At 68.3% G+C, this 24,724-nt stretch carries 21 protein-coding genes; 13 read left to right on the forward strand and 8 right to left on the reverse strand.

Annotation, left to right across the window (positions count from 1 at the left end; all coding sequences use genetic code 11):
• The first annotated feature begins 73 nt into the window (after positions 1-73).
• Both ACMGDH_RS06175 and ACMGDH_RS06180 read left to right on the forward strand, forming a co-directional pair.
• Positions 74-466 carry a DUF6491 family protein gene (locus ACMGDH_RS06175; RefSeq protein WP_436827021.1) on the forward strand — a complete coding sequence of 131 codons (393 nt, stop codon included), beginning with the start codon at positions 74-76 and terminating at the stop codon, positions 464-466.
• Positions 467-470: 4 nt separating this feature from the next.
• Positions 471-614, forward strand: coding sequence for a hypothetical protein (locus ACMGDH_RS06180; RefSeq protein ID WP_436827022.1), 144 nt, complete (start codon positions 471-473; stop codon positions 612-614).
• 136 nt (positions 615-750) lie between these two features.
• On the opposite strand, the gene ligA is transcribed toward ACMGDH_RS06180, so the two are convergent.
• Positions 751-2,877, reverse strand: coding sequence for an NAD-dependent DNA ligase LigA (gene ligA, locus ACMGDH_RS06185; protein ID WP_436827023.1), 2,127 nt, complete (start codon positions 2,875-2,877; stop codon positions 751-753).
• A 73-nt stretch (positions 2,878-2,950) separates the two neighbouring features.
• On the opposite strand from ligA, the gene ACMGDH_RS06190 reads away from it, so the two are divergent.
• Positions 2,951-4,126, forward strand: coding sequence for an MBL fold metallo-hydrolase (locus tag ACMGDH_RS06190; RefSeq protein ID WP_436827024.1), 1,176 nt, complete (start codon positions 2,951-2,953; stop codon positions 4,124-4,126).
• A 263-nt stretch (positions 4,127-4,389) separates the two neighbouring features.
• On the forward strand, positions 4,390-4,860 hold the full coding sequence (locus tag ACMGDH_RS06195; protein ID WP_436827025.1) for a hypothetical protein: 471 nt from the start codon (positions 4,390-4,392) through the stop codon (positions 4,858-4,860).
• Positions 4,861-5,051: 191 nt separating this feature from the next.
• On the opposite strand, the gene ACMGDH_RS06200 is transcribed toward ACMGDH_RS06195, so the two are convergent.
• Positions 5,052-5,618: a DUF3617 domain-containing protein gene (locus ACMGDH_RS06200; protein ID WP_436827026.1), complete on the reverse strand. Its 567-nt coding sequence runs from the start codon at positions 5,616-5,618 to the stop codon at positions 5,052-5,054.
• A gap of 789 nt (positions 5,619-6,407) precedes the next feature.
• Between ACMGDH_RS06200 and uvrB the strand changes: the two genes are divergently transcribed.
• From uvrB to ACMGDH_RS06215, 3 genes are all read left to right on the forward strand, one after another.
• Entirely contained in the window at positions 6,408-8,603 is a 2,196-nt protein-coding gene (uvrB, locus tag ACMGDH_RS06205) for an excinuclease ABC subunit UvrB (protein WP_436827027.1), read from the forward strand.
• 73 nt (positions 8,604-8,676) lie between these two features.
• A complete protein-coding gene (locus tag ACMGDH_RS06210) occupies positions 8,677-9,105 on the forward strand; it encodes a hemerythrin domain-containing protein (protein ID WP_436827028.1) in 429 nt (142 codons plus the stop codon).
• A 42-nt stretch (positions 9,106-9,147) separates the two neighbouring features.
• On the forward strand, positions 9,148-9,684 hold the full coding sequence (locus ACMGDH_RS06215) for a hypothetical protein (RefSeq protein ID WP_436827029.1): 537 nt from the start codon (positions 9,148-9,150) through the stop codon (positions 9,682-9,684).
• Positions 9,685-10,041: 357 nt separating this feature from the next.
• Here ACMGDH_RS06215 and ACMGDH_RS06220 read toward each other — a convergent pair whose 3' ends face one another.
• A complete protein-coding gene (locus ACMGDH_RS06220) occupies positions 10,042-10,275 on the reverse strand; it encodes a hypothetical protein (protein ID WP_436827030.1) in 234 nt (77 codons plus the stop codon).
• Positions 10,272-12,854 carry a DNA mismatch repair protein MutS gene (mutS, locus tag ACMGDH_RS06225; protein ID WP_436827239.1) on the reverse strand — a complete coding sequence of 861 codons (2,583 nt, stop codon included), beginning with the start codon at positions 12,852-12,854 and terminating at the stop codon, positions 10,272-10,274. Before mutS ends, ACMGDH_RS06220 begins: the two co-directional genes overlap by 4 nt.
• Before the next feature lie 352 nt (positions 12,855-13,206).
• On the opposite strand from mutS, the gene ACMGDH_RS06230 reads away from it, so the two are divergent.
• From ACMGDH_RS06230 to ACMGDH_RS06245, 4 genes are all read left to right on the forward strand, one after another.
• Positions 13,207-15,465 (forward strand): NADP-dependent malic enzyme, encoded by a 2,259-nt coding sequence (locus ACMGDH_RS06230; protein ID WP_436827031.1) that lies wholly within the window; start codon positions 13,207-13,209, stop codon positions 15,463-15,465.
• Positions 15,466-15,561: 96 nt separating this feature from the next.
• Entirely contained in the window at positions 15,562-15,936 is a 375-nt protein-coding gene (locus tag ACMGDH_RS06235; RefSeq protein ID WP_436827032.1) for a BlaI/MecI/CopY family transcriptional regulator, read from the forward strand.
• On the forward strand, positions 15,936-17,486 hold the full coding sequence (locus ACMGDH_RS06240) for a M56 family metallopeptidase (protein ID WP_436827033.1): 1,551 nt from the start codon (positions 15,936-15,938) through the stop codon (positions 17,484-17,486). The genes ACMGDH_RS06235 and ACMGDH_RS06240 overlap by 1 nt, the downstream gene beginning before the upstream one ends.
• Before the next feature lie 85 nt (positions 17,487-17,571).
• Positions 17,572-17,907, forward strand: a complete 336-nt coding sequence (locus ACMGDH_RS06245; RefSeq protein ID WP_436827034.1) for a UrcA family protein — start codon at positions 17,572-17,574, stop codon at positions 17,905-17,907.
• Here ACMGDH_RS06245 and ACMGDH_RS06250 read toward each other — a convergent pair.
• Both ACMGDH_RS06250 and ACMGDH_RS06255 read right to left on the reverse strand, forming a co-directional pair.
• Positions 17,904-18,692, reverse strand: coding sequence for an SDR family oxidoreductase (locus ACMGDH_RS06250; protein ID WP_436827035.1), 789 nt, complete (start codon positions 18,690-18,692; stop codon positions 17,904-17,906). The genes ACMGDH_RS06245 and ACMGDH_RS06250 overlap by 4 nt on opposite strands.
• Before the next feature lie 128 nt (positions 18,693-18,820).
• Positions 18,821-19,966 (reverse strand): acyl-CoA dehydrogenase family protein, encoded by a 1,146-nt coding sequence (locus tag ACMGDH_RS06255; protein WP_436827036.1) that lies wholly within the window; start codon positions 19,964-19,966, stop codon positions 18,821-18,823.
• 143 nt (positions 19,967-20,109) lie between these two features.
• Between ACMGDH_RS06255 and ACMGDH_RS06260 the strand changes: the two genes are divergently transcribed.
• Positions 20,110-21,561 carry an MFS transporter gene (locus ACMGDH_RS06260; RefSeq protein ID WP_436827037.1) on the forward strand — a complete coding sequence of 484 codons (1,452 nt, stop codon included), beginning with the start codon at positions 20,110-20,112 and terminating at the stop codon, positions 21,559-21,561.
• Positions 21,562-21,612: 51 nt separating this feature from the next.
• Here ACMGDH_RS06260 and ACMGDH_RS06265 read toward each other — a convergent pair whose 3' ends face one another.
• Complete coding sequence (locus ACMGDH_RS06265) at positions 21,613-21,780, reverse strand: hypothetical protein (RefSeq protein ID WP_436827038.1); 168 nt, start codon at positions 21,778-21,780, stop codon at positions 21,613-21,615.
• A gap of 11 nt (positions 21,781-21,791) precedes the next feature.
• A complete protein-coding gene (aceA, locus tag ACMGDH_RS06270; RefSeq protein WP_436827039.1) occupies positions 21,792-23,069 on the reverse strand; it encodes an isocitrate lyase in 1,278 nt (425 codons plus the stop codon).
• 194 nt (positions 23,070-23,263) lie between these two features.
• Here aceA and ACMGDH_RS06275 point away from each other — a divergent pair, with 194 nt between their 5' ends.
• Positions 23,264-24,643, forward strand: coding sequence for a helix-turn-helix domain-containing protein (locus tag ACMGDH_RS06275; RefSeq protein WP_436827040.1), 1,380 nt, complete (start codon positions 23,264-23,266; stop codon positions 24,641-24,643).
• Positions 24,644-24,724: the final 81 nt, after the last annotated feature.

The raw sequence follows: 24,724 nt of genomic DNA on the forward strand, positions 1-24,724 counted from the left end.
GGGTGGAGAGCGTTGACGCTCGAAGCCCGCTTTCCTCCGGCCTATGCTTTGGTTCCTGATCAGGAGGTGCCCGATGCGCACGATCTGGCTGCTGCTTGCCGCACTCGCCCCCGCAGGCTGTGCCGCGCCGCCCACGGCGAACACCGCCCCCCAGTCCGGCCGGTCCTGCTTCTGGGGCTCGCAAGTGAGCGGCTTCAGCGATGCCGGCGCGGACAAGGCGCTGGTCCGCATCGGCACGCGCGAGACCTGGGAGCTCACGCTTTCGGGCGGCTGCCCCGATGTCGATTGGGCGATGCGGATCGGCATACGCTCGCGCGGCGGCGACCGGATCTGCACGGGGGTCGACGCCGAACTGCTCGTGCCCGGCGCGAGCGGCAGCGGGTTTCAGCGCTGCCTGGTGCGCGGCGTCCGCAAGCTATCGCCGGAGGAAGCCGCCGCCGCCCGTGGGACCGCTTCCGGCGAGTAACGCCATGACGGCGCTTGCCATCCTTGCACAAGCCTGGCCGGGCGCGCACCTCCACGCCGAAGCCGAAGCGCTGCTCGCGCCGGCAGGCAAGGGGCCGCTCGGCGCGGAGGAGCTGGCCGCACTCGCAAAGCACCAGTGGCTGTGCTGATAGGCGAGCTCTTCGATCCTTTCCCGCTCGCCCTGAGCTTGTCGAAGGGCGCGAGCCACAGGCGATCGGCAATCGAAGATGCCCTTCGACAGGCTCAGGGCAAACGGCTTTCCGGATCGATCGGCGTTGAAATGCTTTAATCGGCCGCCACGATCGCCGCCCATTCGGCTTCGGAGATCACGCGGATTCCCAGCTCCGCGGCCTTCTTGAGCTTCGAACCCGCGCCGGGCCCCGCGATCACCAGATCGGTCTTGGCGGACACCGATCCGGCCACGCGCGCGCCCAGCTTTTCGGCCTGCGCCTTGGCTTCGTCGCGGCTCAGCGTCTCCAGGCTGCCGGTGAAGACCAGGGTCTTGCCGGTCACTTCGGATTCGCGCGTCTCGACGACGAAGGGCGGCGGCGAGACTTCGGCGAGCAGATCGTCCCACACCGCGCGGTTGTGCGGCTCGTGGAAGAAGTCGGCCAGCGCATGGCCCACGGCGCCGCCGACATTCTCCACGCCGATGCGCTCGGCGACGGCCTTGTCGAGCCGCGCGCGGTGCTTCTGCTCGGTCTCGCCGATCGCGGGCGGAGTCGCATCCCGCAGCGCGATGATCGTATCGGCGAGCGCCTGGAGCGCGTCGAGCGTGGTGTAGCGCTTGAGCAGGTCGCGCGCGGTGATCGCGCCGATGTGGCGGATGCCTAGCCCGAACAGCAGCCGGGCCGCGTCGGGCGCGCGCTTGGCCTCGATCCCGGCGAGCAGGGCGTCGACCGACTTCTCCTGCCAGCCCTCGCGGCCCAGCAGCTCCTCGCGGTGCGGGGCCAGGCGGAAGATGTCCGCCGGCTCGGCGATCCAGCCGAGATCGATGAACTCGACCAGCGTCTTCTCGCCCAGCCCCTCGATGTCGAGCGCGCCGCGGCTGACGAAATGCTTGAGCCGTTCCAGCCGCTGCGCCGGGCAGATCAGCCCGCCGGTACACCGCACGTCGACTTCGCCTTCCTCCGCCACCGCTTCCGAATTGCAGATCGGGCAATGGTCGGGAAAGCTCCACGGTTCGCGGGGTTCGTCGCGAGTGAGGTTCTCCACGATCTGCGGGATCACGTCGCCCGCGCGCTGGAGCACCACGCGATCGCCCGGCCGCACCCCCAGCCGCGCGATCTCGTCGGCGTTGTGGAGCGTGGCGTTGCGCACCACCACCCCGCCGACCGTCACCGGCTCGAGCTTGGCGACCGGCGTGAGCTTGCCCGTCCGCCCGACCTGAATCTCGATGTCGTTGAGCGTCGTCTGCGCGCGTTCGGCGGGGAATTTGTGCGCGAGCCCCCAGCGCGGCGCCCGCCCGACATAGCCCAGCCGCGTCTGCCAATCGAGCCGGTCGACCTTGTACACCACCCCGTCGATGTCGAACGGCAGGTCCGCCCGCTGCGCTTCGATCGCCTTGTAGTGGGCCAGCGCCGCGGCCAGGTCGAGCGGCCCCGCGAACAGGCCGGACACCGGAAACCCCATGCCGCGGATCGCCGCGATCACTTCCACCTGCGTCTCGCCGGGAAGCGACGTGGCCTCGCCCCAGCCCCAGGCGAGGAAGCGCAACGGCCGCGAGGCGGTCACCGCCGCATCCTTCTGCCGCAGCGATCCTGCCGCGGCGTTGCGCGGGTTGGCGAACTGGCGCGCTTCCTTGCCCGCCGCCTCGGCTTCGGCGAGCAGCCGGGCGTTGAGCGCCGCGAAGTCGTCCTTGGCCATATAGACCTCGCCGCGAACCTCGAAGACCTCCGGCGCGCCTGCGATCTCCGCGGGGATGTCGGCGATCGTCCGCACGTTGGCGGTCACGTCCTCGCCCACCTGCCCGTCGCCGCGCGTCAGCGCCTGCACCAGCTTGCCGGCCTCATAGCGCAGCGAGCAGGAGAGCCCGTCGATCTTGGGCTCGGCGGTGAGCGCAACTTCGCCGTCGCCCAGCGCCAGGAAGCGCCGCACGCGCCCAAGGAAGTCGGCGACATCCTCGTCCGAAAAGCCGTTGTCGAGGCTGAACATGCGCTGCGCATGCGCCACCTTGGAGAGGTGCCCCGCCGGCGCCGCGCCCACCGCCTTCGAAGGCGAGTCGGCGCGCACCAGCTCGGGGAAGGCCGCCTCGATCGCGACGTTCCTGCGCACCAGCGCGTCGAACGCGGCGTCGCTGATCTCGGGCGCATCGTCGGTGTGGTAGCGCCGGTTGTGGTGCGCGATCTCGGCCGCGAGCCGTTCGAGCTCGGCGGCGGCTTCCTCCTGGGTGCGGGGCAGCTCGGTGTCCATCGCGCCGGACTAGGGGAGGGCGGGGGCGCCGATCAAGCTTGATCGCGCGCGCGCGGCTCCCCACAACCACGCGATGCGCTTCTTCAAACGCGCGGCGCGCGGCGCCGTGGCCATCCTGCTGTGGACAATGGTGGCCGCCTGCCTCGCCGTGACCGCCGTCCCCCGCTTCCTCGACCGCATCTATTATCGCGGCCCCGAGAGCGGCCATTTCGATGGCGCGCGCTTCTTCAACCCCGACGGCGAGGACACGCTCGCGCTTCCGTCGGGCCGCTCGCGCGGCAGCTTCATCCTGCGCCAGCTCCGCCCCGATCCCGAGCGCCCCGAATGGCCCGGGCACGTCTCCGTCCGCCCCTCCAAGCCCCCCGCGCGCGTCGCGGGCGATGCGATGCGCGTCACCTGGATCGGCCACGCGACCGTGCTGGTGCAGACGCAGGGCCTCAACATCCTCACCGACCCCATCTGGAGCGACCATGCCGGCCCGCTCGGCCTCGGCCCCCGCCGCGTCGCGCAGCCGGGCGTCCGCTTCGAGGATCTGCCCAGGATCGACCTCGTCCTCGTCAGCCACAACCATTACGACCATATGGACCTGGCGACGCTCAAGCGGCTCTGGGCGCGCGACAAGCCGGTGATCGTCACCTCGCTCGGCAACGACAGCGTCATCGGCGGGGCCGGCGTGCCCGCGCGCGCGCTCGACTGGACCCAGCGGCTGGCGCTCCGCCCGGGCATCGCAGTCGCAGTGACGCGCAACCACCACTGGAGCAGCCGCTGGTTCGCCGATCGCAACCGCGCGCTCTGGTCCAGCTTCGTCGTCCAGCTTCCCGGCGGTAACCTCTTCTTCGCGGGCGACACCGGCCTCGGCGACGGCAGATGGCCCGCCGAAGCCGCGGCGCTCGGGCCGATCCGCCTGGCCCTGCTCCCGATCGGCGCCTTCCGTTTTGAGCCCGGCCAGATGGCGAGCGGCGCCCACATCGGCCCGCACGACGCGATCCGCGCGTGGAGCGGGCTCGGTCGCCCCTTCGCGCTGCCGATCCACTGGGGCACCTTCCGGCTTTCCTGGGAAGGCTATGCCACCCCGCCGCGCATGCTCCAGGGCATGCTCCGCTGCGCCGGCAGCGATCCGGCACGGTTCGCCGCAGTCGCGATCGGCCAGCCGGTGGACGTGCCCGCGCTGGATGCGCCGCCGCCTCCGCCGGACATGGCCGACGTCGAAGCGTGCGAAAAGGCCGGCCGTTTCGACGCGTTGCGGTAAGGCGAAACTCCTTCTCCCCTTGTGGGAGAAGGAAGGGGCCCGCGCCGAAGGCGTGGGAAGGATGAGGGGGATACGCAGCGCACTCCCCCTCACCCTTCCGCCGACTTCGTCGGCTCCCTCCCTCTCCCACAAGGGAAGAGGGAATTGGGCCGCCCACTCCCCCAAACCCAATCGGCTCACAATGGGAAAGCGCTTCGCCGCGCCCCCGCTTGAGCCCCGCGCCACGCCCGGCTATCCCTCCTCCCCCAGGGGGGGCCGGAGGGATGCACCAACGCGTCATACGCGCCACGCGCCGCTACGAGACGACGATCGACCGCACCGGGATCGCGCTCGGCGTCGGCAGCCTTTTGGCGGGCGCGATCATCCTCGTTCTGCTGATGCTCGGCGGCCAGCGCGATCCGCTCGCGCTCGTCTCGGGCTGGATGCTCGGCGTCGCGCTTTCGGCCTGCGCGATCACTGCGGTGGCCGGGCCGCTGTGGCTGGCGCTGCACGTCGCCGGGCTACGCCGCGCCCACCACGCGGCGCTGGTCGGCGCGATCACGGCGATGGCGGTCTTCGTCGGCGCGCAGACCTATGGGTTCGGCCTCTACGCCATGCCGCTGATGGACGATCGCACCTGGCTTTACCGGCTGGCGAGCGCAGTCGCGACCAGCGCGCTGCTCGCCGCCGTCGCCGCGCTCATCGGCGTAGCGATGTGGCGTGTCGCCTATCGCCCGCGCGAGGAGGAGGACTAATCGCCACTCAATCTCCCCTCCCTGCAAGGGAGGGGCTGGGGGTGGGTGCGCGCGTCTGCGCGCTTAAAAAGACTCAAATGCGATCCGATGAAAGCGCCGAGCGAGGCATCGAGCCTCGCCCGCCGCTACCCACCCCCAACCCCTCCCTTACAGGGAGGGGAGGTTAGCTGAGTATCGCCACCCCCGAAACCTCAGCCCCGGCACTCGCCCAGCCGCTTGCCCGATGCGCGCAGCTTGAGCGCCACATAATCGGCCCCGCCCGGCGTGCCGCTCTTCTGGTCGAGCGTCACGTCGAAGCCTTCGGGCGCGGTGGTGCCGTTCGCGGTCATCGCCATCTTCATGCCGTTCTGCTGGGTGCATTCGAACGCGGCGTCCAGCTTGCCCCCCACCAGGGAATAGCGCGAGAAGCGGCACTCGCCCGCCACCTTCTGGAGCTGGTCCAGGTCGAGCGGCTTCAGGTCCTTCGCCTCGCGGCAGCCGGCGACATTGCGCTCCTGCCGCTTGAGCTGCGCCAGCTTGGGATCGCCATCCGCAAGCGGACCCGCGCTGGTCTCGGCCGAGAGCACCCGCACCTGCAGCTGCCATTCGCCCGGCTTCATCGCGCGCTTCTCCTGCGCCGCCTGCATCAGCCCGGAGACTTCGCCCGCGGTGGCGTCGGTCACCTGGATGTTGCCCGTCTCGGCGGCCAGCTTCTCCTCGGCCGACTGGCAACCGGCGAGGGCCAGGGCTGCGATTCCGAGGACGATGGTGGCGCGCATGTGAAGGTCCCTGTCAGATCGATGCGGCTTCCAAAGCGGAAATGCGGGGGTTTGGCAATGCGGCCGGGATTCGTGAGCGATCCGGCATTCGCACGCGCGCGCCTAATTCGCTCTGAGCCGTAAAGGGCGTGCTCCTGCGAAGGCAGGAGCCCAGGGTAGTTCGTACCGCGCGATCCTGGGCTCCTGCTTTCGCAGGAGCACGAGAGAGCCAACGTCCGCGAACCGCCACTTTCCTCGTTCGCCGTTCACAACGCGGACACCCACGAACTGTCGGTCGGCTTACGCCCAATGCTAGACCTTGGCTCGCTTGGTTCGGGTTCCCCGGACCTGCCAGTGATTCATTCCTCAGCTACGGGGGCACGAGATCAGTCAGCTTTATCAACTCTCTCGATCACGTCCAGTGCTGGAAGCGCCAACATTTTGCGAGCCAAGGCATATTTGCCTCGCCCGTGGTTCCACCTCAGCGACCCATCAAAATGCTGGCAAAATAGGATTTGATCTGCTTTTGTTCCGAACGTGAGTAAGCAGCGGAAATCCTCGCCCGTACAGTCTCGCCCGTACAGTGTCGCGTAGGTGGCGCGTCGCTGTTGCGTGGGTGCAGCGTGCGTGCCGCGTCGGTGTGGCGTGCGTGTAGCGTCAGTGTAGCGTACTTGCCGCTTCGCCGTAGCTTCCCTGCTGCTTCGCCGTCGCTTCGGCCGAAAAACACGCGAACGGTGTCAACCTAGTGTCAACTTAAGGGAATCAACCGTGGCGGTTTGCGCCGCCGAGCAAAGGCCCCATATCCCAGCCATGCCGATCCAGATCCGCACCAGCCTCGCCGAGCCCGAGACCGGGGACAGCTTTGTCCCGCATCGCCCGCAGCGGCCCGAGAAGCTCGAGGGCGGCAAGCCGTTCAAGCTGGTCAGCGACTATCAGCCCTCGGGCGATCAGCGCTTCGCCATTCCGGAGCTGGTGGCGCAGGCGCGGGCAGGGGAGCGCGATCAGGTGCTGCTCGGCGTCACCGGATCGGGCAAGACCTATACGATGGCCAAGGTGATCGAGGAGCTTCAGCGCCCCGCGCTGATCCTCGCGCCCAACAAGATCCTCGCCGCGCAGCTCTACGGCGAGTTCAAGAGCTTCTTCCCCGAGAACGCAGTCGAATATTTCGTCAGCTACTACGACTATTACCAGCCCGAAGCATACGTCCCACGGTCGGACACCTACATCGAGAAGGAAAGCTCGGTGAACGAGGCGATCGATCGGATGCGGCACTCCGCCACCCGGTCGCTGCTCGAGCGCGACGACGTGATCATCGTCGCCTCGGTCTCGTGCCTCTACGGTATCGGCTCGGTCGAGACCTACAGCGCCATGATCTTCGACCTCAAGAAAGGCCAGGTCCAGGATCAGCGCGAGATCATCCGCAAGCTCGTCGCGCTCCAGTACAAGCGCAACGACGCCGCCTTCACGCGCGGCGCCTTCCGCGTCCGCGGCGACAGCCTCGAGATCTTCCCGTCGCACTATGAAGACAGCGCCTGGCGCGTGTCGTTCTTCGGTGACGAGATCGAGGAGATCACCGAGTTCGATCCGCTGACTGGGCAGAAGGTCGCGAGCCTCGATTACGTCCGCGTCTTCGCCAATTCGCACTATGTGACGCCCGGGCCGACGATGAAGCAGGCGATGGAGGGCATCAAGCACGAGCTCGCCGAGCGGCTGAAGGAGCTCCATGCCGAGGGCAAGCTGCTGGAGGCCCAGCGGCTGGAGCAGCGCACCAACTTCGATCTCGAGATGATCGCCGCCACCGGCTCGTGCGCGGGCATCGAGAACTACAGCCGCTTCCTCACCGGCCGGCTGCCCGGCGAGCCGCCGCCCACTTTGTTCGAATATCTGCCCGAGAATGCCTTGCTGTTCGTCGACGAGAGCCATCAGACGATCGGCCAGATCAACGGCATGTCGCGCGGCGACCACCGCCGCAAGATCACGCTCGCCGAATATGGCTTCCGTCTGCCCTCGGCGATCGACAATCGCCCGCTGCGCTTCAACGAATGGGACGCGATGCGCCCGCAGACCACCTATGTCTCGGCGACTCCGGGCGCCTGGGAGATGGAGCAGACCGGCGGCGTGTTCGTCGAGCAGGTGATCCGGCCCACCGGGCTGATCGATCCGCCGGTCGAGATCAGACCCGTAGAGGAGCAGGTCCAGGACCTGATCCAGGAGTGCAAGGCGACTGCGGCCAAGGGCTATCGCACCTTGGTGACCACGCTCACCAAGCGCATGGCCGAGGATCTGACCGAATATATGCACGAGGCGGGGCTCAAGGTCCGCTACATGCACTCAGACACCGAGACGCTGGAGCGCATCGAGCTGATCCGCGACTTGCGGCTGGGGGTCTACGACGTGCTCGTCGGCATCAACCTGCTGCGCGAGGGATTGGATATCCCCGAGTGCGGGCTGGTGGCGATCCTAGACGCTGACAAGGAAGGGTTCCTGCGCTCCGAGACCTCGCTGATCCAGACGATCGGCCGCGCGGCGCGCAACGTCGAGGGGCGGGTGATCCTCTATGCCGATCGCATGACCGGCAGCATGGAGCGCGCGCTGGCCGAGACCGGGCGCCGCCGCGAGAAGCAGCACGCCTATAATGTCGAGCACGGCATCACGCCCGAGACGATCAAGCGCAACATCGGCGACATCATCGCGCATGTGTCGAACAAGGATGGCGTGTTGGTCGAGATCGACGAGGACCGGCCGCACATGGTCGGCCACAATCTGCGCGCGTACATAGAGGAGCTCGAGAAGAAGATGCGCGACGCCGCCGCCAATCTCGAGTTCGAGGAGGCCGGCCGGTTGCGCGACGAGATCCGCGCGCTCGAGGCCGAGGAGCTGGGGCTTCCCGCCGACGAGCATCGCGCCCCGGTCATGGGCCGCTCGAACGAAGGCAAGCCCGGCACGCGCAAGACGCGCTACGGCAAGGTGCAGAAGACGCGGATGGGCGGGCGGCGGCCGCGGTGAGGCTTGCGGACTCTACGGAGTGGCGCCGTCGTGCCGGGGGTGCTTTGGATAGCCTCCAAGCGGGAGCCGGTCTTTGTCGTCGATCAACGCCATCTGTCAGGAGCATCGGGCGCTCGAAGCGCGGGCAGCGCAGCTGCTGCGCGTCGTCGCGTCGCTGGTGCCCGATACGGCGGCGGTGACTGCGGTACGGTGGGGGATGGCGCAGGCGCTGATCGCACATTGCGCGCACGAGGAGCGCGAGATCTATGTCCCGCTGCTCGCCTCGGGTGACGCCGCCGCGGTGGCGGTCGTGCAGCGCTGCCGCGAACAGTACGGGGTGCTAGCGAAGCGCTTCGCCGATTATGTCGCGGGCTGGCCGATCGCCCGATTGTCGCGCGAGTGGGAGGTGTTTCGCAGCGAGACTGCCGAGCTGATGCGCGACCTCAATCGCCGGATCGCCGTCGAAGAGGCCGAGCTTATCCCGCATTTCGAGCGGCTGGCGGATCGTCGCGCGGCGGCCTGAGGGCGGTTGAGCCGCCGGGGCACTTCGCCCATAAGGCTGGCCATGCGCCGTTTGTCCGTGTTCGCCCGCATCGCTCTCGTGGCCCTGCCGCTCGCCGCCTGCGTCGCTCCCAGCGAGCCTCCGCCGCGGCCCGCGCCGCCGGTGCCCACTCCCACACCCACGCCGCCGCCCCCTCCTCCGCCGCCAGCCTCCGCCGACTGGCGCGACTGGCCGCTGACGCCCGGCACCTGGACCTACAGCCGCAACGCCCGGGGCAATGTCGCCCAGTTCGGCGCCGCCGGCATGCCGCCCGAGCTGCTGCTCCAGTGCGAAGGCGGCCGCGGCCGCATCCAGCTTTCCCGCCGCGGCGCAACACCCGCCAATGTGAACGTCCGCACCACCAGCCTGGCCCGCACCCTGGCCCTCCAGCCTAGCGCCGCCACGCCGGGCTATGTCGCAACCGACCTGCCAGCCCGCGACGCGCTGCTCGACGCAATGGGCTACAGCCGCGGACGCTTTCTGGTGGAAGGTGGGGGGCTGCCGACGCTGGTGGTGCCCGCCTGGGCCGAGATACTGCGCGTCGTCGAGGACTGCCGCTGACCACAGACCTTTGAGAATCGCACCATCCGCAATGCAAAACAAGACTTGTTCTGCGAGTCGCACTGATTCATGATTCGCCCGTGCCCTGGAGGTACGCAGCTCTTCAACAAGCGAAAGGAGGTGATCCGATGTCTCATGGTTCAGCAATGAGGTCGGTTCAGTTCGTTCGGGAGACGCGCCGCTGAGCGGAAGGCGCGGACGGAAGCCCTCCGTCCGTCGCGAGCGGGAGGTATTCTCCTCCAATCAACGCTCGCAGCCCGAAGCAAAGCGGCCCGCATGGTCTCCCGGGCTGGAGCTCTCCGGCCGCTGACCATGTCGGAGGTCGCCGGGTACCCTGACGGGGCCCGGCGACCTCTTTCATTTTGAGGCGCTGAGGATCGGATGCTCCCCACGCAGCCGATCGGCGATGCGCTCGACCGCCGCGATCTCGGCCGCGGTGCCGCTGGGCACCAGGGTCCAATTGCAGTGCGGGTGCGTCTCGACGCTGTAGAGCCGCACCTCGCCGAGCACGTCGCGCCATCGGCGGCGATTGCCACCCAGCTCGCGCAGCAGCGTCTTCAAGAACAGATCGATGAGCTCCGCAGCGGTCACGACACGTCCCGCGCCAGGTCCTTGAGGCGGTAGAGCGCGTCGAGCGCCTCGCGGGGGCTGAGGGCATCGACGTCGATGCCCTCCAGCTCGGCACGCAGCGCGTCGACCGCTTCCTCCTCGGCTTCCGCCGCTGCGGCGAACAGGGGCAGGTCATCGAGCCCCGCCGCGAGCCCGCCGGTCTTCTCGCGGCCCGCCTCGAGCTTGTCGAGCACGGCCTTGGCGCGCTTGATCGTGACGGGCGGCATGCCCGCCAGCCGCGCGACTGCTATGCCGTAGCTGCGGTCGGCGGGCCCCTCGGCGACTTCGTGGAGCAGGACGAGGTCGCCCTTCCACTCGCGCGCGCGGACGTGGTGGAGCGTCAGCGCCTCGCAGCGCTCCGCCAGCCTCGTCAGCTCGTGATAGTGCGTCGCGAACAGGCAACGGCAGCGATTGTCCTCGTGGATCGCCTCGACCACCGCCCAGGCGATCGCGAGCCCGTCATAGGTGGAGGTGCCGCGGCCGACTTCGTCGAGGATCACGAAGCTGCGCGGAGTCGCCTGCGCGAGGATCGCGGCGGTTTCGACCATCTCGACCATGAAGGTCGAGCGGCCGCGAGCGAGGTTGTCCGACGCGCCGACGCGGCTGAACAGCCGGTCGACGAGCCCCAGCGTGGCGCGCGTTGCAGGAACGTAGCTCCCCGCCTGCGTGAGCACCGCGATCAGCGCGTTCTGGCGCAGGAAAGTCGACTTGCCGCCCATGTTGGGCCCGGTGACGAGCCAGAGCCGCGACGCCTCGGAAAGCATGCAGTCGTTGGCGACGAAGCGCCCGCCCGCGCGCGCGACGGCGTCCTCGACCACCGGATGACGCCCGCCCTCGATCTCGAAACAAGCGTGCTCGACCAGGGAAGGCCGCGCCCAGCCGCCCTCGGCGGCGCGCTCGGCGAGCCCGGCGGCGACGTCGATCCGGGCGAGCGCATCGGCAGTCGCGGCGATCGCTTCGCGGCGTTCCAGGGCTTGGCTGGTCAGCTCCTCGAGATGCGCGGCTTCGGCGGCTAGCGCATGGGCGCCGGCCTGCGTCACCTTGATCGCCACCTCGTGCAGCTCGGGCGCGTTGAAGCGCACGACGCCTGCCAGCGTCTGGCGATGGGTGAAGCCGCTCTCGGGCTTCATCAGTGCGTCGGCTACGCGTGCCGGCACTTCGATGTGGTAGCCGAGCACGCCGTTGTGACGGATCTTGAGCGCGGTGATCCTGGTGCGCTGGCGATAATCGGCTTCGAGCGCGGCAATCGCGCGCCGGCCCCCCGCGCCCGCGTCGCGCAGATCGTCAAGCGCGGCGTCATAGCCCTCAGCGATATAGCCGCCACCCGACGCATCGATCGGCGGCTCGGGAACGAGCGCGCGCGAGAGCAGGTCGATGAGCGCGCCATGGCCCCGCAGCTGGGGAATGAGCTCGGCGAGCAGCGGCGGCACGTCGCCGAGAGCGCCGAGCCGTTCGCCGAGCCGCCAGGCGCCGTCGAGGCCGTCGCGCAGCTGGCCGAGATCGCGCGGGCTTCCGCGGCCGGCGGCGATCCGGCCGAGCGCACGGCCGATATCCGGAAGCGCGCGCAGGCTCCCGCGCACCATGTCGCGCAGCCCGGCATCGTCGTGGAAGCGCTGGACGAGATCGAGCCGAGCCTCGATCGCCGTCCGGTCCATCAGCGGCGCGGCGATGTCGGCCCCCAGCAGGCGCGCGCCCGCGCCGGTGACAGTGCGGTCGACCGCGTCGAGCAGGCTGCCCTTGCGCGTGCCCGCGGTGCTGACGGTCAGCTCCAGGCTCTCGCGCGTCGCGGCGTCGATCGCCATGCTCGCGTCGGTCCGGCTGACCCGCGGCGGGCGGAGGAAGGGGAGCGAGCCCTTGGCGGTATGATCGAGATAGGCGACCAGCCCGCCCGCGGCCGCGAGCGCGGCGCGCGAGAAGCTGCCGAAGCCGTCGAGCGTGGCGACCCCGAACAACCGCTTGAGCCGAGCTTCGCCGGCCGCGCTCTCGAAATCGACCCTGGGCCGCACCGCGGTCGCAAGCTCCGCGAAATCGGACGCGTCGCCGGCGATCGTCTCGGCCGGATTGAGCCGCGCGACTTCGGCGGCGAGCCGGTCGGCATCGGTTTCGATGATCTCGAAACGGCCCGTCGAGATGTCGGCGCAGGCGAGCGCCACCTGACCGCCGGCTTCGCCGATCGCCGCGCACCAGTTCGCCGAGCGACTGTCGAGCAGCGCTTCCTCGGTCAGCGTGCCGGCAGTCACCACACGGATGATCGCGCGTGCGACCAGCGCCTTTGAGCCGGCGCGCTTTTTGGCCTGCTCGGGCGTTTCGGTCTGCTCGGCGATCGCGACGCGGTGGCCGGCCTTGATCAGCCGGGCGAGATAACCTTCCATCGCGTGCACCGGCACGCCGCACATCGGAATCTTCTCACCGTCATGCTCGCCGCGCGCGGTGAGAGCGATGTCGAGCACCCCGCTCGCTACCCTGGCATCGTCGAAGAACAGCTCGAAGAAGTCGCCCATCCGGTAGAAGAGCAGGCAGTCGCCGGCCTCGGCCTTGAGCGCCAGATACTGCGTCATCATCGGAGTGGGGGCCGTCGCCATAGGGCCGAGTGGGTAGCCGAACGCGCTCATCGATCAACACCCAAGGGGAGGATTTCCTGGGGACAAGTCGATCCTCTCGGTGGCCGCCGAGACATTTCGATCCTCCCCGCCAGGGGGAGGTGTCAGCCACAGGCTGACGGAGGGGGAGGATGCCAGGAGGGGTGCGGCGTGCTTCCTTCCCCTCCGTCGCGCTAAGCGCGCCACCTCCTCTTGGCGGGGGAGGATAGTCCATCGCTCCCCGAGGAATTGTGGTAGCGCTATCATTTCTTCCAATCCGCGTGTTGCGGCACTCGCGTGCCGCTCTTAAAGGACCTGTATCAGGGAGAGATGCATGGCTGAGGAATCGAACGTCCAGTTCTCGGAGCGCGAAGCGCTGCGGTACCACTCCGAAGGACGGCCGGGTAAGATCGAGATCATCGCTTCCAAGCCGATGGCGACCCAGCGCGATCTGGCACTGGCCTATTCGCCGGGCGTCGCGGTGCCGGTGCGGGCGATCGCCGAGGATCCTGCGCTCGCCTACGACTATACCGCCAAGGGCAATCTCGTCGCGGTGATCTCGAACGGGACCGCGATCCTGGGGCTCGGCAATTTGGGTGCGCTCGCCTCCAAGCCGGTGATGGAGGGCAAGGCAGTGCTCTTCAAACGCTTCGCCGACGTCGATTCGATCGACCTTGAGCTGAAGACCGAAGACGTCGATCGCTTCATCGACGCGGTCGAGCTGCTCGAGCCGAGCTTCGGCGGCATCAACCTGGAGGACATCAAGTCCCCCGAATGCTTCGTGATCGAGCAGACGCTGCGCGAGCGCATGAACATCCCGGTGTTCCACGACGACCAGCACGGCACGGCGATCATCGCCGCGGCGGGACTGATCAACGCGCTCCACCTCACCGGGCGCGACATCAAGCACACCAAGGTGGTGATGCTGGGCGCGGGTGCGGCGGCGATCGCCTGCGCCGAGCTCATCAAGGCGATGGGGCTGCCGCACGACAATCTGCTGATGCTCGACCTTGCCGGCGTGATCTACCAGGGTCGCGAGGAGGGGATGAACCAGTGGAAGTCGGCGCATGCCGTCGCAACCGACAAACGCACTCTCGCCGACGCGCTCGATGGCGCCGACGTGTTCCTTGGCCTTGCCTCGGCAAACTCGCTCGCGCCCGAGCTGCTCAAGACGATGGCGCCCAATCCGATCGTGTTCGCAATGTCGAACCCCGATCCCGAGATTCCGGTGCCGATCGCCAAGGCTGCGCGCCCCGACGCGATCATTGCGACCGGCCGTTCGGACTATCCGAACCAGGTCAACAACGTGCTGGGCTTCCCGTTCATCTTCCGCGGTGCGCTCGACGTGCGGGCGACGACGATCAACGATGCGATGAAGATTGCCGCGGCCCGCGCTCTCGCGGAGCTGGCGCGCCAGCAGGTGCCCGAGGAAGTGGCGATGGCCTACGGCGTCCAGCACAGCTTCGGCCCCGACTATATCATCCCGGCGCCGTTCGACCCGCGGCTGATGGAGATCGTGCCCGCCGCGGTGGCGCAGGCAGCGATGGATTCGGGCGTGGCGACCAAGCCGATCGTCGATATGGCGGCGTACCGCCAATCGCTGCGCGCGCGGCTCAATCCCACCACCTCGGTCCTCAGCCTCGCCTATGAAGGTGCGCGCGCGCACCCCAAGCGCGTGATCTTCGCCGAGGGCGAGGAAGAAGTGGTGCTGCGGGCGGCGATCGCCTTCAAGGAGGGCGGCTATGGTACGCCGGTGCTCGTCGGCCGCGAGTCGGTCCACGCCCGGCTCAAGGCGCTGGGTGCCAACCCGGACGATTTCGAGCTGCACAACAGCGTCAATTCGCCGTTGGTGCCGGAGATGGTGGAATTCCTCTACAAGCGGCTCCAGCGCCGCGGCTATCTGCGCCGCGACGTGGAGCGGATCGTCAACCGCGACCGCAACATCTTCGGCGCGCTGCTGCTCCAGCTCGGCCAGGCCGATGCGATGATCACCGGCGTGACGCGCACCTGGGCGGAGACGATGCGCCAGGTGAAGCGCGTGATCGACCACCAGCCCGATCGCACGCCGTTCGGCATGCACGTGCTCGTCGGCCAGTCGCACACTGTGTTCATCGCGGATACCACCGTCAACGAGCGGCCGACCGCAGAGGAGCTGGCGGATATCGCCGAAGGTGCGGCGCAGGTCGCGCGGCGGATGGGACACGAGCCGCGCGTCGCCTTCCTCAGCTATTCGAACTTCGGTAACCCCGAGGGGCGCTGGCTCGACAATGTCCGCGGCGCGATCAAGCTGCTCGATGCGCGTGATCCCCAGTTCGAATATGAGGGCGAGATGTCGCCCGATGTCGCGCTCAACCCGCGTCAGATGGCGAACTATCCGTTCTGCCGCCTGTCCGGCCCGGCCAATGTGCTGATCATGCCGGGGCTCCAGTCTGCCAACATCTCGGCCAAGCTGCTGCGCGAGCTGGGCGGAGATTCGACGATCGGGCCGATGCTGATCGGGATGGAGAAGCCGGTGCAAATCGCGCCGATGACATCGACCGCCAGCGAACTGGTGACGCTGGCGGTGCTCGCGGCGGGCGGCATCGCGCGCTAACCAATCCTTCCCGATATACTGGGGAAGATGGGCAACCTCTTGCTGCTACATTTGTAGCATGCTACAAATGTAGCAGGCCACAGCAGGGAGAGCCGCGTGATCGAGTCGCTGCCGCGCCGGGAGCGCGAGGTATTCGAAGTCCTGTGCAGCCTCGGCGAGGGCACGGCCGCGGCGGTGCGCTCCGCGCTCGCCGATCCGCTCAGTGATTCCGCCGTGCGGACGCTGCTCTCGCGCCTGGTGGCCAAGGGGCTGGTCGCGCATCGTACGGTGCAGCAGGCCTATGTCTATGCGCCGGCCGAGCAGCCTGAAGCGGTCGCCGAGACTGCGTTGCAGCGTCTTGTGCAAACCTTCTTCCAGGGCTCCGCCGCGCAGGCCGCGACCGCGCTGCTGGGCATGGAGCCGCGCCTCGAGCCCGAGGAAATAGAGACGCTCCAGCGCGCAATCGACAAGGCGCGCAAGGAGGCGGAGTGATGCTGGCGCTGCTCCTCGATCTCGGCTGGAAGTCGGCGCTGATCGCCGGCGTCACGCTGCTGGCAAATCGCGCGATGCGCGGGCGGCCCGCGGGTGAGCGGGTATTCCTGCTGCGGGTGTCAATCGCGATGCTGCTCGCGCTGCCGGCGGCGGCGGCGCTGCTTCCGGCACTCGACTTGGCAGTGCTGCCCCCGCTTGCGTCTCCCCCGCCGGACGGGCCGGTGCCGGCGAGCGCGGCGGTTCTGCCGGTCTCCGCTCCGGCCGTTCATGCGGACCTCGACGCCGCGGTGTTTGCCGTGGCGCTGTACTTCGCGGGCACCGCGGCGCTGCTGCTTCATCTCGGAGCGGGTATCGTCACCCTCGCGCGCTGGACGCGGCGCGGTACGCCGGTCGCCGATCCGAAGTGGCAGGCGGCGCTCCACGACGCGGCTTTGGGACTGCGGCGCCCAGTGCAACTGCTTGAATCGCGCGATGTCGCGACGCCGCTGAGCTGGGGAGGGAGCTCCGCGTGGATTCTGATCGATCCAGACAGCCTCGCGCGGCGTGAGCAGGCCGCTGCGGTGCTGGCGCACGAGATGGCGCATGTTCGCCGCCTCGATTGGCCGATGCTGGTCGTGGCGCGTATCGCAGTGGCGTTGTTCTGGTGCAACCCGCTCGTCTGGCTCGTCGCCCGAACGCTGGTCCGCGAGAGCGAGATCGCGGCCGATGAGGCCGCGGTGCTGCGCGTCGCCCGGCTCGACTATGCGCAGGCGCTGCTTGCCTTCGCCAAGGCGCCCGCTGGGCATCGCGCCGCCACCGGCATGGCGCTATGGCCGAGCGCGCTCAAGGAACGGATCGCGCGAATCGTGGAGGCAAAAGCGCATCCGCGGCGCAATCGAATGCTCCTCGGGGCGATGTTGGTCTGCGGTGTTGGTGCGACGCCGACGCTCGCAGCATTGCAATTCGTGCATGCCGCACATGGCGATCAGGAGCGGCCGGTTTCGCCGGCGGCCACACCCAATTCGCAGGTCCTGGCTACGCTTGGTGCCGCGCCGGTCGCCGAGGTCAACGCCGGGGATCCGGTGCCCGCCCCATCGGCCGCTTCCCAGCCAGCGGCAAGCATCGTCACGCCATCGCCGCAAGCCTCACCGATGCCGACGGGCGTCGTCGCTCCTGCGGCGGTCGCCGTTCCGGCGACCGTATCGGCTCCCGTTACCCGCATCGTCGGCAGAACCGGGGCGACCGTGATCCAGGGGCCGGGTGGGACGACCATCATCGGGGCACCGGACGGTCCGGCGACGCAAGACCAGGAGGCCGCCGAGGAGCGACTTGAGCGCCAGCGCGAAGCGGAAGAGGGGGCAATCGAAGCCAGGCTCGGGCGGCGCGATGCTGCACGGGAACTGCGCGCCGGAGCGGCCGACTTGCGGCGGCAGGCTGAGGTGTTCGAACGCACCGCCAACGACCCGAGCCAACCCGAGGCGCTTCGCAGGGGCCATGCGGAGGGCGCCAGGAGCTTGCGCAGCGGAGCCGCAAATATGGAGGCGCAGGCAGCGGGACTCGAGAACGGCTAGGCCCCACTAACCACCGGAAATCTGAAGCAAAAGCGCGATTCCGCGCCACGGGGCCGGCTTGCCCGGCGATCGAGGGAGAAAGACGATGCTGCTCACCAGGTTCTTGCCGCTCATCCTGCTCGGTGCATGCGTGACGCACGGCCCTCCGTTGCGGGCCCAACCTTCGATCGGGATCGACTATAGTGATCTCGCGCTGGAGACGCCCGCCGGGCGCGCTGTGCTGCGCCAGCGTGTCGCCGCCGCTGCGCAAAGCTACTGCACCGAGCACGGCAGTGAAATGACGCCGGCTGCATCGCGGTACGATCCCTATTACTGCCCCGACATGATGCGTTCCGCGTTCATGGCGAAAATGCCTAGGGAGGTGCGCCGGGCCTATTCGCTGGCGCGGCGTGAGGCGGGGGTTTCCGGACGCCGGCTTTAGCCGTCGATGCTGCCGCCCAGGCTGGCATTGACGATGCCGCCGTCGACGGTGAGCGTCTCGCCCACCACATAATCGCCCGCGCGGCTGGCGAGGAAGACCGCGGAGCCGGCCATGTCCTCGGTCCCGCCGATCCGGCCAGAGGGAATGCGCTTGGCGACATTGTCGCCGAAGTCGCGCGCGGCTTTGTTCATGTCGCTCGGGAAGGCGCCGGGGGCGAGCGACGAGACGACGATATTCTCGCGGATCAGCTCGGCCGCCATGCGGCGGGTGAGGTGGATCAGCGCGGCCTTGGACGCCTGATAGCTGTAGGTCTGCCAGGGATTGACGCGCTGGCCGTCGATCGAGGTGATGTTGATCACCTTGGCGGGCCGCTCGGCCGACGCACTGGCCTTGAGCAGGCCGTGGAGCGCCTGGGTCAGGAAGAAGGGCGACTTGACGTTGAGGTCCATCACCTTGTCCCAGCCGCTCTCGGGGAAGGTGTCGAAGGCCTCGCCCCAGGCGGCGCCGGCGTTGTTGACGAGGATGTCGAGCCGCGCCTCTCGCTCCGCGATCGCTGCGGCCAGCGCCCTGCAGCCCTCGACGGTCGACACGTCCATCGGCAGCGAGACGCAGTTGGGGCCGAGCTCCGCGGCGGCGGTATCGCACGCCTCGGCCTTGCGCGCCGAGATATAGACTTTCGCGCCCGAGGCGACGAAGCCCTCCGCGATCATCCGTCCGATGCCGCGCGATCCGCCGGTGACGAGCGCGACGCGGCCATCGAGCCGGAACAGTGAATTGGTGTCCATTTGCATTCTCCCCTCCCGCTTGCGGGAGGGGCCGGGGGGTGGGCGCCCGCTCTCCACTAGCGGTGTCAGTCGTGGATGCCGGGCGCCCACCCCCCAGCCCCCTCCCGCAAGCGGGAGGGGGAGCGGATTCATCCGCCTCGCTTCAACGTTTCTCTCGCGATGATGAGCTGCTGGATCTGGCTGGTGCCTTCGTAGATCCGGAACAGCCGCACGTCGCGGTAGAGCCGTTCGATGCCGTAGTCGGCAATATAGCCTGCGCCGCCGAAGATCTGGACCGCGCGATCGGCGACGCGGCCGACCATCTCGCTGGCGAAATATTTCGCCGCGGCGGCCTCCATCGTGGTGTTCTCGCCGGCGTCCTTGCTAGCCGCGGTCTCGAGCACGAGCGCGCGGGCGGCGAGCGCTTCGGTCTTCGAATCGGCGAGCATCGCCTGAATCAGCTGGTGCTCGGCGATTGGCTTGCCGAACTGTTTGCGGTCGCTGGCATAGGCGACGCAATCGGCGATCAGCCGCTCGGCCATACCGACGCACACCGCCGAGATGTGGAGCCGGCCGCGATCGAGCACCTGCATTGCGATCTTGAACCCTTCGCCCTCCGCGCCGAGCCGGTTGGCGGCGGGGACGGGAGTGCCGTCGAACACCACATCGGCGACCTTGGCGCCCTTCTGCCCCATCTTCTTCTCGGGCTCGCCGATGCTCACGCCCGGCAGCTCGCGGGGGACGAGGAAGGCGGAGACGCCGCGGCCGCCGGGATCGTCGGAGGTGCGCGCCATCACGGTGAAGAGCTGCGCCTTGTCGGCATTGGTGATGAAGCGCTTGGTGCCCGAGAGGCGATAGACGTCGCCGTCGCGGACGGCGCGGGCCTTCACTGCGCCCGAATCCGAGCCGACGTCGGGCTCGGTGAGCGCGAAGCTGGTGACGATCTCGCCGCTCGCGATCCGCGGCAGCCACTCCCCCTTCTGCTCGGGGGTGCCGGCCATCACCAGCCCCTGGCTGCCGATGCCGACATTGGTGCCGAATGCCGAGCGGAAGGCGGGTGTGGTGCGGCCGAGCTCGATAGCCACCTTGCACTCCTCGAGCATCGTAAGGCCGAGCCCGCCATATTCCTCGGCAATCGAGAGGCCGAAGAGTCCGAGCTCCTTCATCTCCCGGATCACGTCCGCGGGGATCTCGTCCGCGGCCTCTACCTCGGCTTCGAGCGGGCGCAGCCGCTCGGCGACGAAGCGGCGGACCTGCAAGAGCAGCGTGTCGAAGACTTCGGGGTCTAGCGCCATGGTGGACCGTTCTGATTGTTCGAACGCGCAGAGGTATAGCCCAGAGTTTGCTGTGAGCAAGCCATACCCGATATTCCAAGATGACCGATTGACGCTGCGCTTGCCGGTCCTATGCTTCCCAGGAGATAGCCGAGGGGTTCGATATGGCGGGAGAGATTCCAGCGCAGGCACCCGTCGTTCCGCCCACCGGCCGCGTGCCCCAGTCCACGATGCTCGCCTATGGGTTCGGCGCCGTCGCCTACGGCGTGAAGGACTTCGCTTTCTCGACCTTCCTGCTGTTCTTCTTCAACCAGGTGATGGGGTTGCCGGCGGGGCAGGTGGGGCTCGCGATCATGTGCGCGCTGGTGCTCGATGCGTTCATCGATCCGGCGATCGGCGCCCTCTCGGACCGGACTCGCGGCCGCTGGGGAAGGCGGCACCCGTGGATGTATGCCGCGGCGATCCCGATCGCGCTGGGCTGGCTGCTGCTGTGGAACCCACCCGCGCTGCCGCAGACGGCGATGCTGATCTGGGTGTTCGCGCTCTCGGTGCTCGTGCGTGCCGCGGTCTCCGCCTATGAAGTGCCTTCGCAGGCGCTGAGCCCCGAGCTTTCGGCGGACTATGACGAGCGCACGCGGATCATGGCCTATCGCTATCTGTTCGGCTGGGTGGGTGCGATGGCGATGCTGATGGTCTCCTATGGCGTGTTCCTGGCGCCGGAGCCCGGACAGGCGAGCGGGCTGCTCAACCGCGACGGCTATATCGGCTTCTCGATCTGCGGGGCGGTGGCGATGGTCGTGGCGCTCCTCGTCTCCGCGCTCGGCACCCACCACCAGATCCCGCGGCTGCAGAAGGCCGAGGTGCGCGAGGCCTCGATCGGCGCGCATTTCCGCGAGCTGCTCGAGACCATCCGCAACCCCGCCTTCGCCGTGCTGATGGGGGCGGGGCTCTGCTATTACACGGCGCAGGGCGTGAGCTTCGCGCTTTCCAACTATCTCTACGCGCATGTCTGGGGCTTTCGCGGCGCCGATTTCCAGTGGCTGGGGGTGATCCTGAGCGCCGGGGCGATCGGGGCGTTCCTGGCCGCACCGCGGCTCGCGCGGCGGATCGGCAAGCCGCGGGCGGCGATGATCTTCATGGCCGCGGCGGCGGTGCTGCTCACGCTGCCATATTGGCTGCGGCTCGCGGGCCTCTTCCCCGCGGTGGGCAGCGGCGCGCTGCTGCCGGTGCTGCTTTCGATCTTCACGATCAACGCGATCTGCGGCATCTCCTCGACCATCCTCGGCGCATCGATGCTGGCCGATGTCGTCGAACATTCCGAAGTCGAGACCGGGCGGCGCTCCGAAGGCGTGTTCTTCGCAGGCGGCTTCTTCATCCAGAAATGCACGACGGGCCTGGGCATCCTCTTTGCGGGGCAGATTATCGGCTGGTCCGGCTTCCCCGAGGCGGCGCAGCCCGGCGCGGTTTCCGTGGAGATCATCGATCGGCTCACCATCCTGTTCTGCCTGCTCTACTTCGGCCTCGGCATGGCCGCGGCCGCGCTCTACCGCCGCTTTCCGTTCGGCAAGGCCGAGCACGAGGCGCGGATCGCGGCGGAAATGCCCGCCGGGGCCTGAGCTCCGGCGGGCACCTTTCCTCCCCAGGAAAGTCGAGGTTTCAGGCCCGGGTCACGCGACCCGGCCGAGGCGGTGGTAGAGATTGGCGAACTTCATCGACTCCGGGCTGTCCTTCACCTTTTCGAGGTGGGTGCCGACGGCTTCGCGGATCAGGCGGAAGTCCTCGGTCGAGAAGACGGCGCGGCTTCGTTGCGGTTCGATGCGCTGCGGTTCGGTCATGGCAACTCTCCTTACGCGGCTTGCTTGTTGAACTGGGCGGCTTCGGTCGATTCGGCGAGCGCGGTGGTCGAGCTCTCGCCGCCGGCGACGGCCTGGGCGACGAGGTCGAAATAGCCGGTGCCGACTTCGCGCTGGTGGCGCGTCGCGGTGTAGCCGTTCGCCTCGGCCGCGAACTCGGCCTGCTGGAGCTCCGAATAGGCGGCCATGCCGCGATCGCGATAACCGCGGGCAAGCTCGAACATGCCGTAGTTGAGCTGGTGGAAGCCCGCGAGCGTGACGAACTGGAACTTGTATCCCATCGCGCCGATCTCGCGCTGGAAGCCGGCGATATCGTCCTTGTCGAGGTTCTTCTCCCAGTTGAAGCTGGGCGAGCAATTATAGGCCAGCATCTTGTTCGGATGCTCCTTCCTGATTGCCTCGGCGAAGCGGCGGGCGTCGTCGAGATTGGGCTTCGAGGTCTCCCACCAGAGCAGATCGGCGTGAGCGGCGAAGGCGAGGCCGCGCTTGATGCAATGATCGACCCCGGTGCCTTGCTTCAGGCGAAAGAAGCCCTCGGGCGTGCGCTCGCCGGTGAGGAATTCATGGTCGCGCTCGTCGATGTCGGAGGTGATCAGGCGCGCGCTTTCGGCGTCGGTGCGCGCGCAGATCACCATCGGCACGCCGCACACATCGGCGGCCAGGCGGGCAGCGTCGAGGTTGCGGATGTGCGCCTGGGTGGGGATCAGCACCTTGCCGCCGAGATGGCCGCACTTCTTCTCGCTTGCGAGCTGGTCTTCGTAATGCACCCCCGCGGCGCCCGCGGCGATATAGGCCTTCATGATCTCGAAGCAGTTGAGCGGCCCGCCGAAGCCCGCTTCGGCATCGGCGACGATCGGGGCGAACCAGTCGCGGCTGGTGCCGCCTTCCGAATGCTCGATCTGGTCGGCGCGCTGGAGCGTGGCGTTGATCCGGCGCGCGAGCTCGGGCCCGGCATTGGCGGGATAGAGCGACTGATCGGGGTACATCTGCCCCGCGGTGTTGGCGTCGGCCGCGACCTGCCAGCCGGAGAGATAGATCGCCTTGAGCCCGGCGCGGACCATCTGCATCGCCTGGTTGCCCGAGAGCGCACCCAGGGCGTTGATGTAATCCTCGGTCTTCAGCAGCTCCCAAAGCTTGAGCGCGCCGCGGCGGGCGAGCGTATGCTCGATCGGCAGCGAACCGCGCAGCCTGGCGACATCCTGCGGCGAATAGGGGCGGACGATACCGTCGAAGCGGCCGGCTGGGGCGGGGATCAGATCTTCGAAGGTCATGTCGCTTCCTTGACAAGATTGGCGGTATGAAGGCGATTATGGTTGACCCGCTTGACTCGAAAAGCTGTTTTTGACGGGGATCCGGGTGTTCGGGTCGGGTTTCGGTGGTTGCCTGTGTGTAGAGCTGTAAAGAAATTTACAATCGGCCAAGCTGAGTCGATAGAGAACGTATCAAGAACGAGGCGTGTAGGAAAATGGCAGACCAAAAGCTGTTCGCCGGACATGCGGTGCGCCGGTTGCGCCGCCAGCTGGGGCTGAGTCAGGCGGCGATGGCCGAGGGGCTGGGGCTGAGCCCGAGCTACCTCAATTTGGTCGAGCGCAACCAGCGGCCGGTGTCGGCGACGCTGATGCTGCGACTCGCCGAGGTCTATGACTTCGATCCGCGCAAGCTAACCGCGAGCGAGCCGGGGGGCGGCGCCGAGGCGATCCGGCGGCGGTTGGCCGACCCGATCTTCGCCGACCTCGAGATCGACCGGCACCAGATGGAGGAGTGGCTGGCCGGCGCGCCGGGAGGTGCCGAGGCGTTCGCGCGCGCCTACGACCGGATCGGCGCCGGGCAGGGACCAGTGGGCGATCCGGGCGATCCCGCACATGAGGTACGGCGCGAGATCGAGCGCTGGCGCAACCATTTTCCCGATCTCGACGCCGCCGCCGAGAAGCTGGCCGACGAGCTGCGGATGGGAGCGGGGGATCTCTATGGCGCGATGGCCGAGCGGCTGCGCGTCAAGCACCAGCTATCGGTGCGTATTCTTCCGGCCGACGTGATGCCCGACCGGCTCAAGCGGCTCGACCTGCACGCGCGGCAGATCCAGCTTTCGGAGCCGCTCGAACCCTCGTCGCGCGTCTTCGCGCTCGCCGAGCGGCTGTCGCTGGAAGCGCGCGGCGAGATCGATGCGCTGGTGCGCGGGGCGGGGCTGGGCCGCGTCGCCGAGCGGCTCTACCAGCGCCACCTAGGCGGCTATTTCGCCGCCGCGGTGATGATGCCCTATGCGCGTTTCCTGCGTGCGTGCGAGGCGAGCGGATACGATCTGGAACTGCTCCAGCGCCGCTTTGGCGCGAGCTTCGAGCAGGTCGCGCACCGGCTGACCACGCTCCAGCGGGTGGGAGCGCGCGGGTTGCCCTTCTTCATGCTGCGTGCGGATCGGGCGGGACAAGTATCGAAGCGCTATGCCGGGGCAAGCGCGTCGCCGCTGGTGGAGGGGCCGGGGCTGTGCCCGCTGTGGAACCTGTTCGAAGCCTTTGCGCGGCCGGACGAGATACTGGCGCAACTCGTCGACACCGAGGACGGCGGCCGCTGGTTCACGCTCGCGCAGTGCGTCGACCGGCACGGCATGCGCGTGGGCGGTGTGCGGGCACGCTTCGTGGTGGCGCTGGGGCTCGCGGCACGTGACGCGGCGGCGCTGGCTGCGGCGCGAGGGGTGGATCTGGATGGAAGCGCCGTGCCGATCGGGCTGGGCTGCCGGGCCTGCACGCGACCGGATTGTCCACAGCGATCGGCGCCTCCCGCGGGTCGTGCGATCATTGCGAGCGAGCGGGAGAGCGGGGTGTCGCCGTTCGGGTTTGCGGGGGATTAGGGGTCGCTTGGCAGCAGGCCTCCCACTTGACAACATGCTAGCGTGCTAACATTATTGTTAGGTGGCTAGCAAATTGAACGA

It is taken from the genome of Sphingomonas radicis (genome assembly GCF_051400635.1).
GTDB lineage: Bacteria > Pseudomonadota > Alphaproteobacteria > Sphingomonadales > Sphingomonadaceae > Sphingomonas.

Coding starts and splice junctions, on each gene's coding strand:
- ACMGDH_RS06275 (WP_436827040.1), top strand. CDS start 23,264: ATGGCAGACCAAAAGCTGTTCGCCGGACATGCGGTGCGCCGGTTGCGC.
- ligA (WP_436827023.1), bottom strand. CDS start 2,877: ATGGACACCGAGCTGCCCCGCACCCAGGAGGAAGCCGCCGCCGAGCTC.
- ACMGDH_RS06260 (WP_436827037.1), top strand. CDS start 20,110: ATGGCGGGAGAGATTCCAGCGCAGGCACCCGTCGTTCCGCCCACCGGC.
- ACMGDH_RS06250 (WP_436827035.1), bottom strand. CDS start 18,692: ATGGACACCAATTCACTGTTCCGGCTCGATGGCCGCGTCGCGCTCGTC.
- aceA (WP_436827039.1), bottom strand. CDS start 23,069: ATGACCTTCGAAGATCTGATCCCCGCCCCAGCCGGCCGCTTCGACGGT.
- ACMGDH_RS06240 (WP_436827033.1), top strand. CDS start 15,936: ATGCTGGCGCTGCTCCTCGATCTCGGCTGGAAGTCGGCGCTGATCGCC.
- ACMGDH_RS06245 (WP_436827034.1), top strand. CDS start 17,572: ATGCTGCTCACCAGGTTCTTGCCGCTCATCCTGCTCGGTGCATGCGTG.
- ACMGDH_RS06200 (WP_436827026.1), bottom strand. CDS start 5,618: ATGCGCGCCACCATCGTCCTCGGAATCGCAGCCCTGGCCCTCGCCGGT.
- mutS (WP_436827239.1), bottom strand. CDS start 12,854: ATGATGACGCAGTATCTGGCGCTCAAGGCCGAGGCCGGCGACTGCCTG.
- ACMGDH_RS06190 (WP_436827024.1), top strand. CDS start 2,951: ATGCGCTTCTTCAAACGCGCGGCGCGCGGCGCCGTGGCCATCCTGCTG.
- ACMGDH_RS06255 (WP_436827036.1), bottom strand. CDS start 19,966: ATGGCGCTAGACCCCGAAGTCTTCGACACGCTGCTCTTGCAGGTCCGC.
- uvrB (WP_436827027.1), top strand. CDS start 6,408: ATGCCGATCCAGATCCGCACCAGCCTCGCCGAGCCCGAGACCGGGGAC.
- ACMGDH_RS06215 (WP_436827029.1), top strand. CDS start 9,148: ATGCGCCGTTTGTCCGTGTTCGCCCGCATCGCTCTCGTGGCCCTGCCG.
- ACMGDH_RS06175 (WP_436827021.1), top strand. CDS start 74: ATGCGCACGATCTGGCTGCTGCTTGCCGCACTCGCCCCCGCAGGCTGT.
- ACMGDH_RS06195 (WP_436827025.1), top strand. CDS start 4,390: ATGCACCAACGCGTCATACGCGCCACGCGCCGCTACGAGACGACGATC.
- ACMGDH_RS06265 (WP_436827038.1), bottom strand. CDS start 21,780: ATGACCGAACCGCAGCGCATCGAACCGCAACGAAGCCGCGCCGTCTTC.
- ACMGDH_RS06230 (WP_436827031.1), top strand. CDS start 13,207: ATGGCTGAGGAATCGAACGTCCAGTTCTCGGAGCGCGAAGCGCTGCGG.
- ACMGDH_RS06180 (WP_436827022.1), top strand. CDS start 471: ATGACGGCGCTTGCCATCCTTGCACAAGCCTGGCCGGGCGCGCACCTC.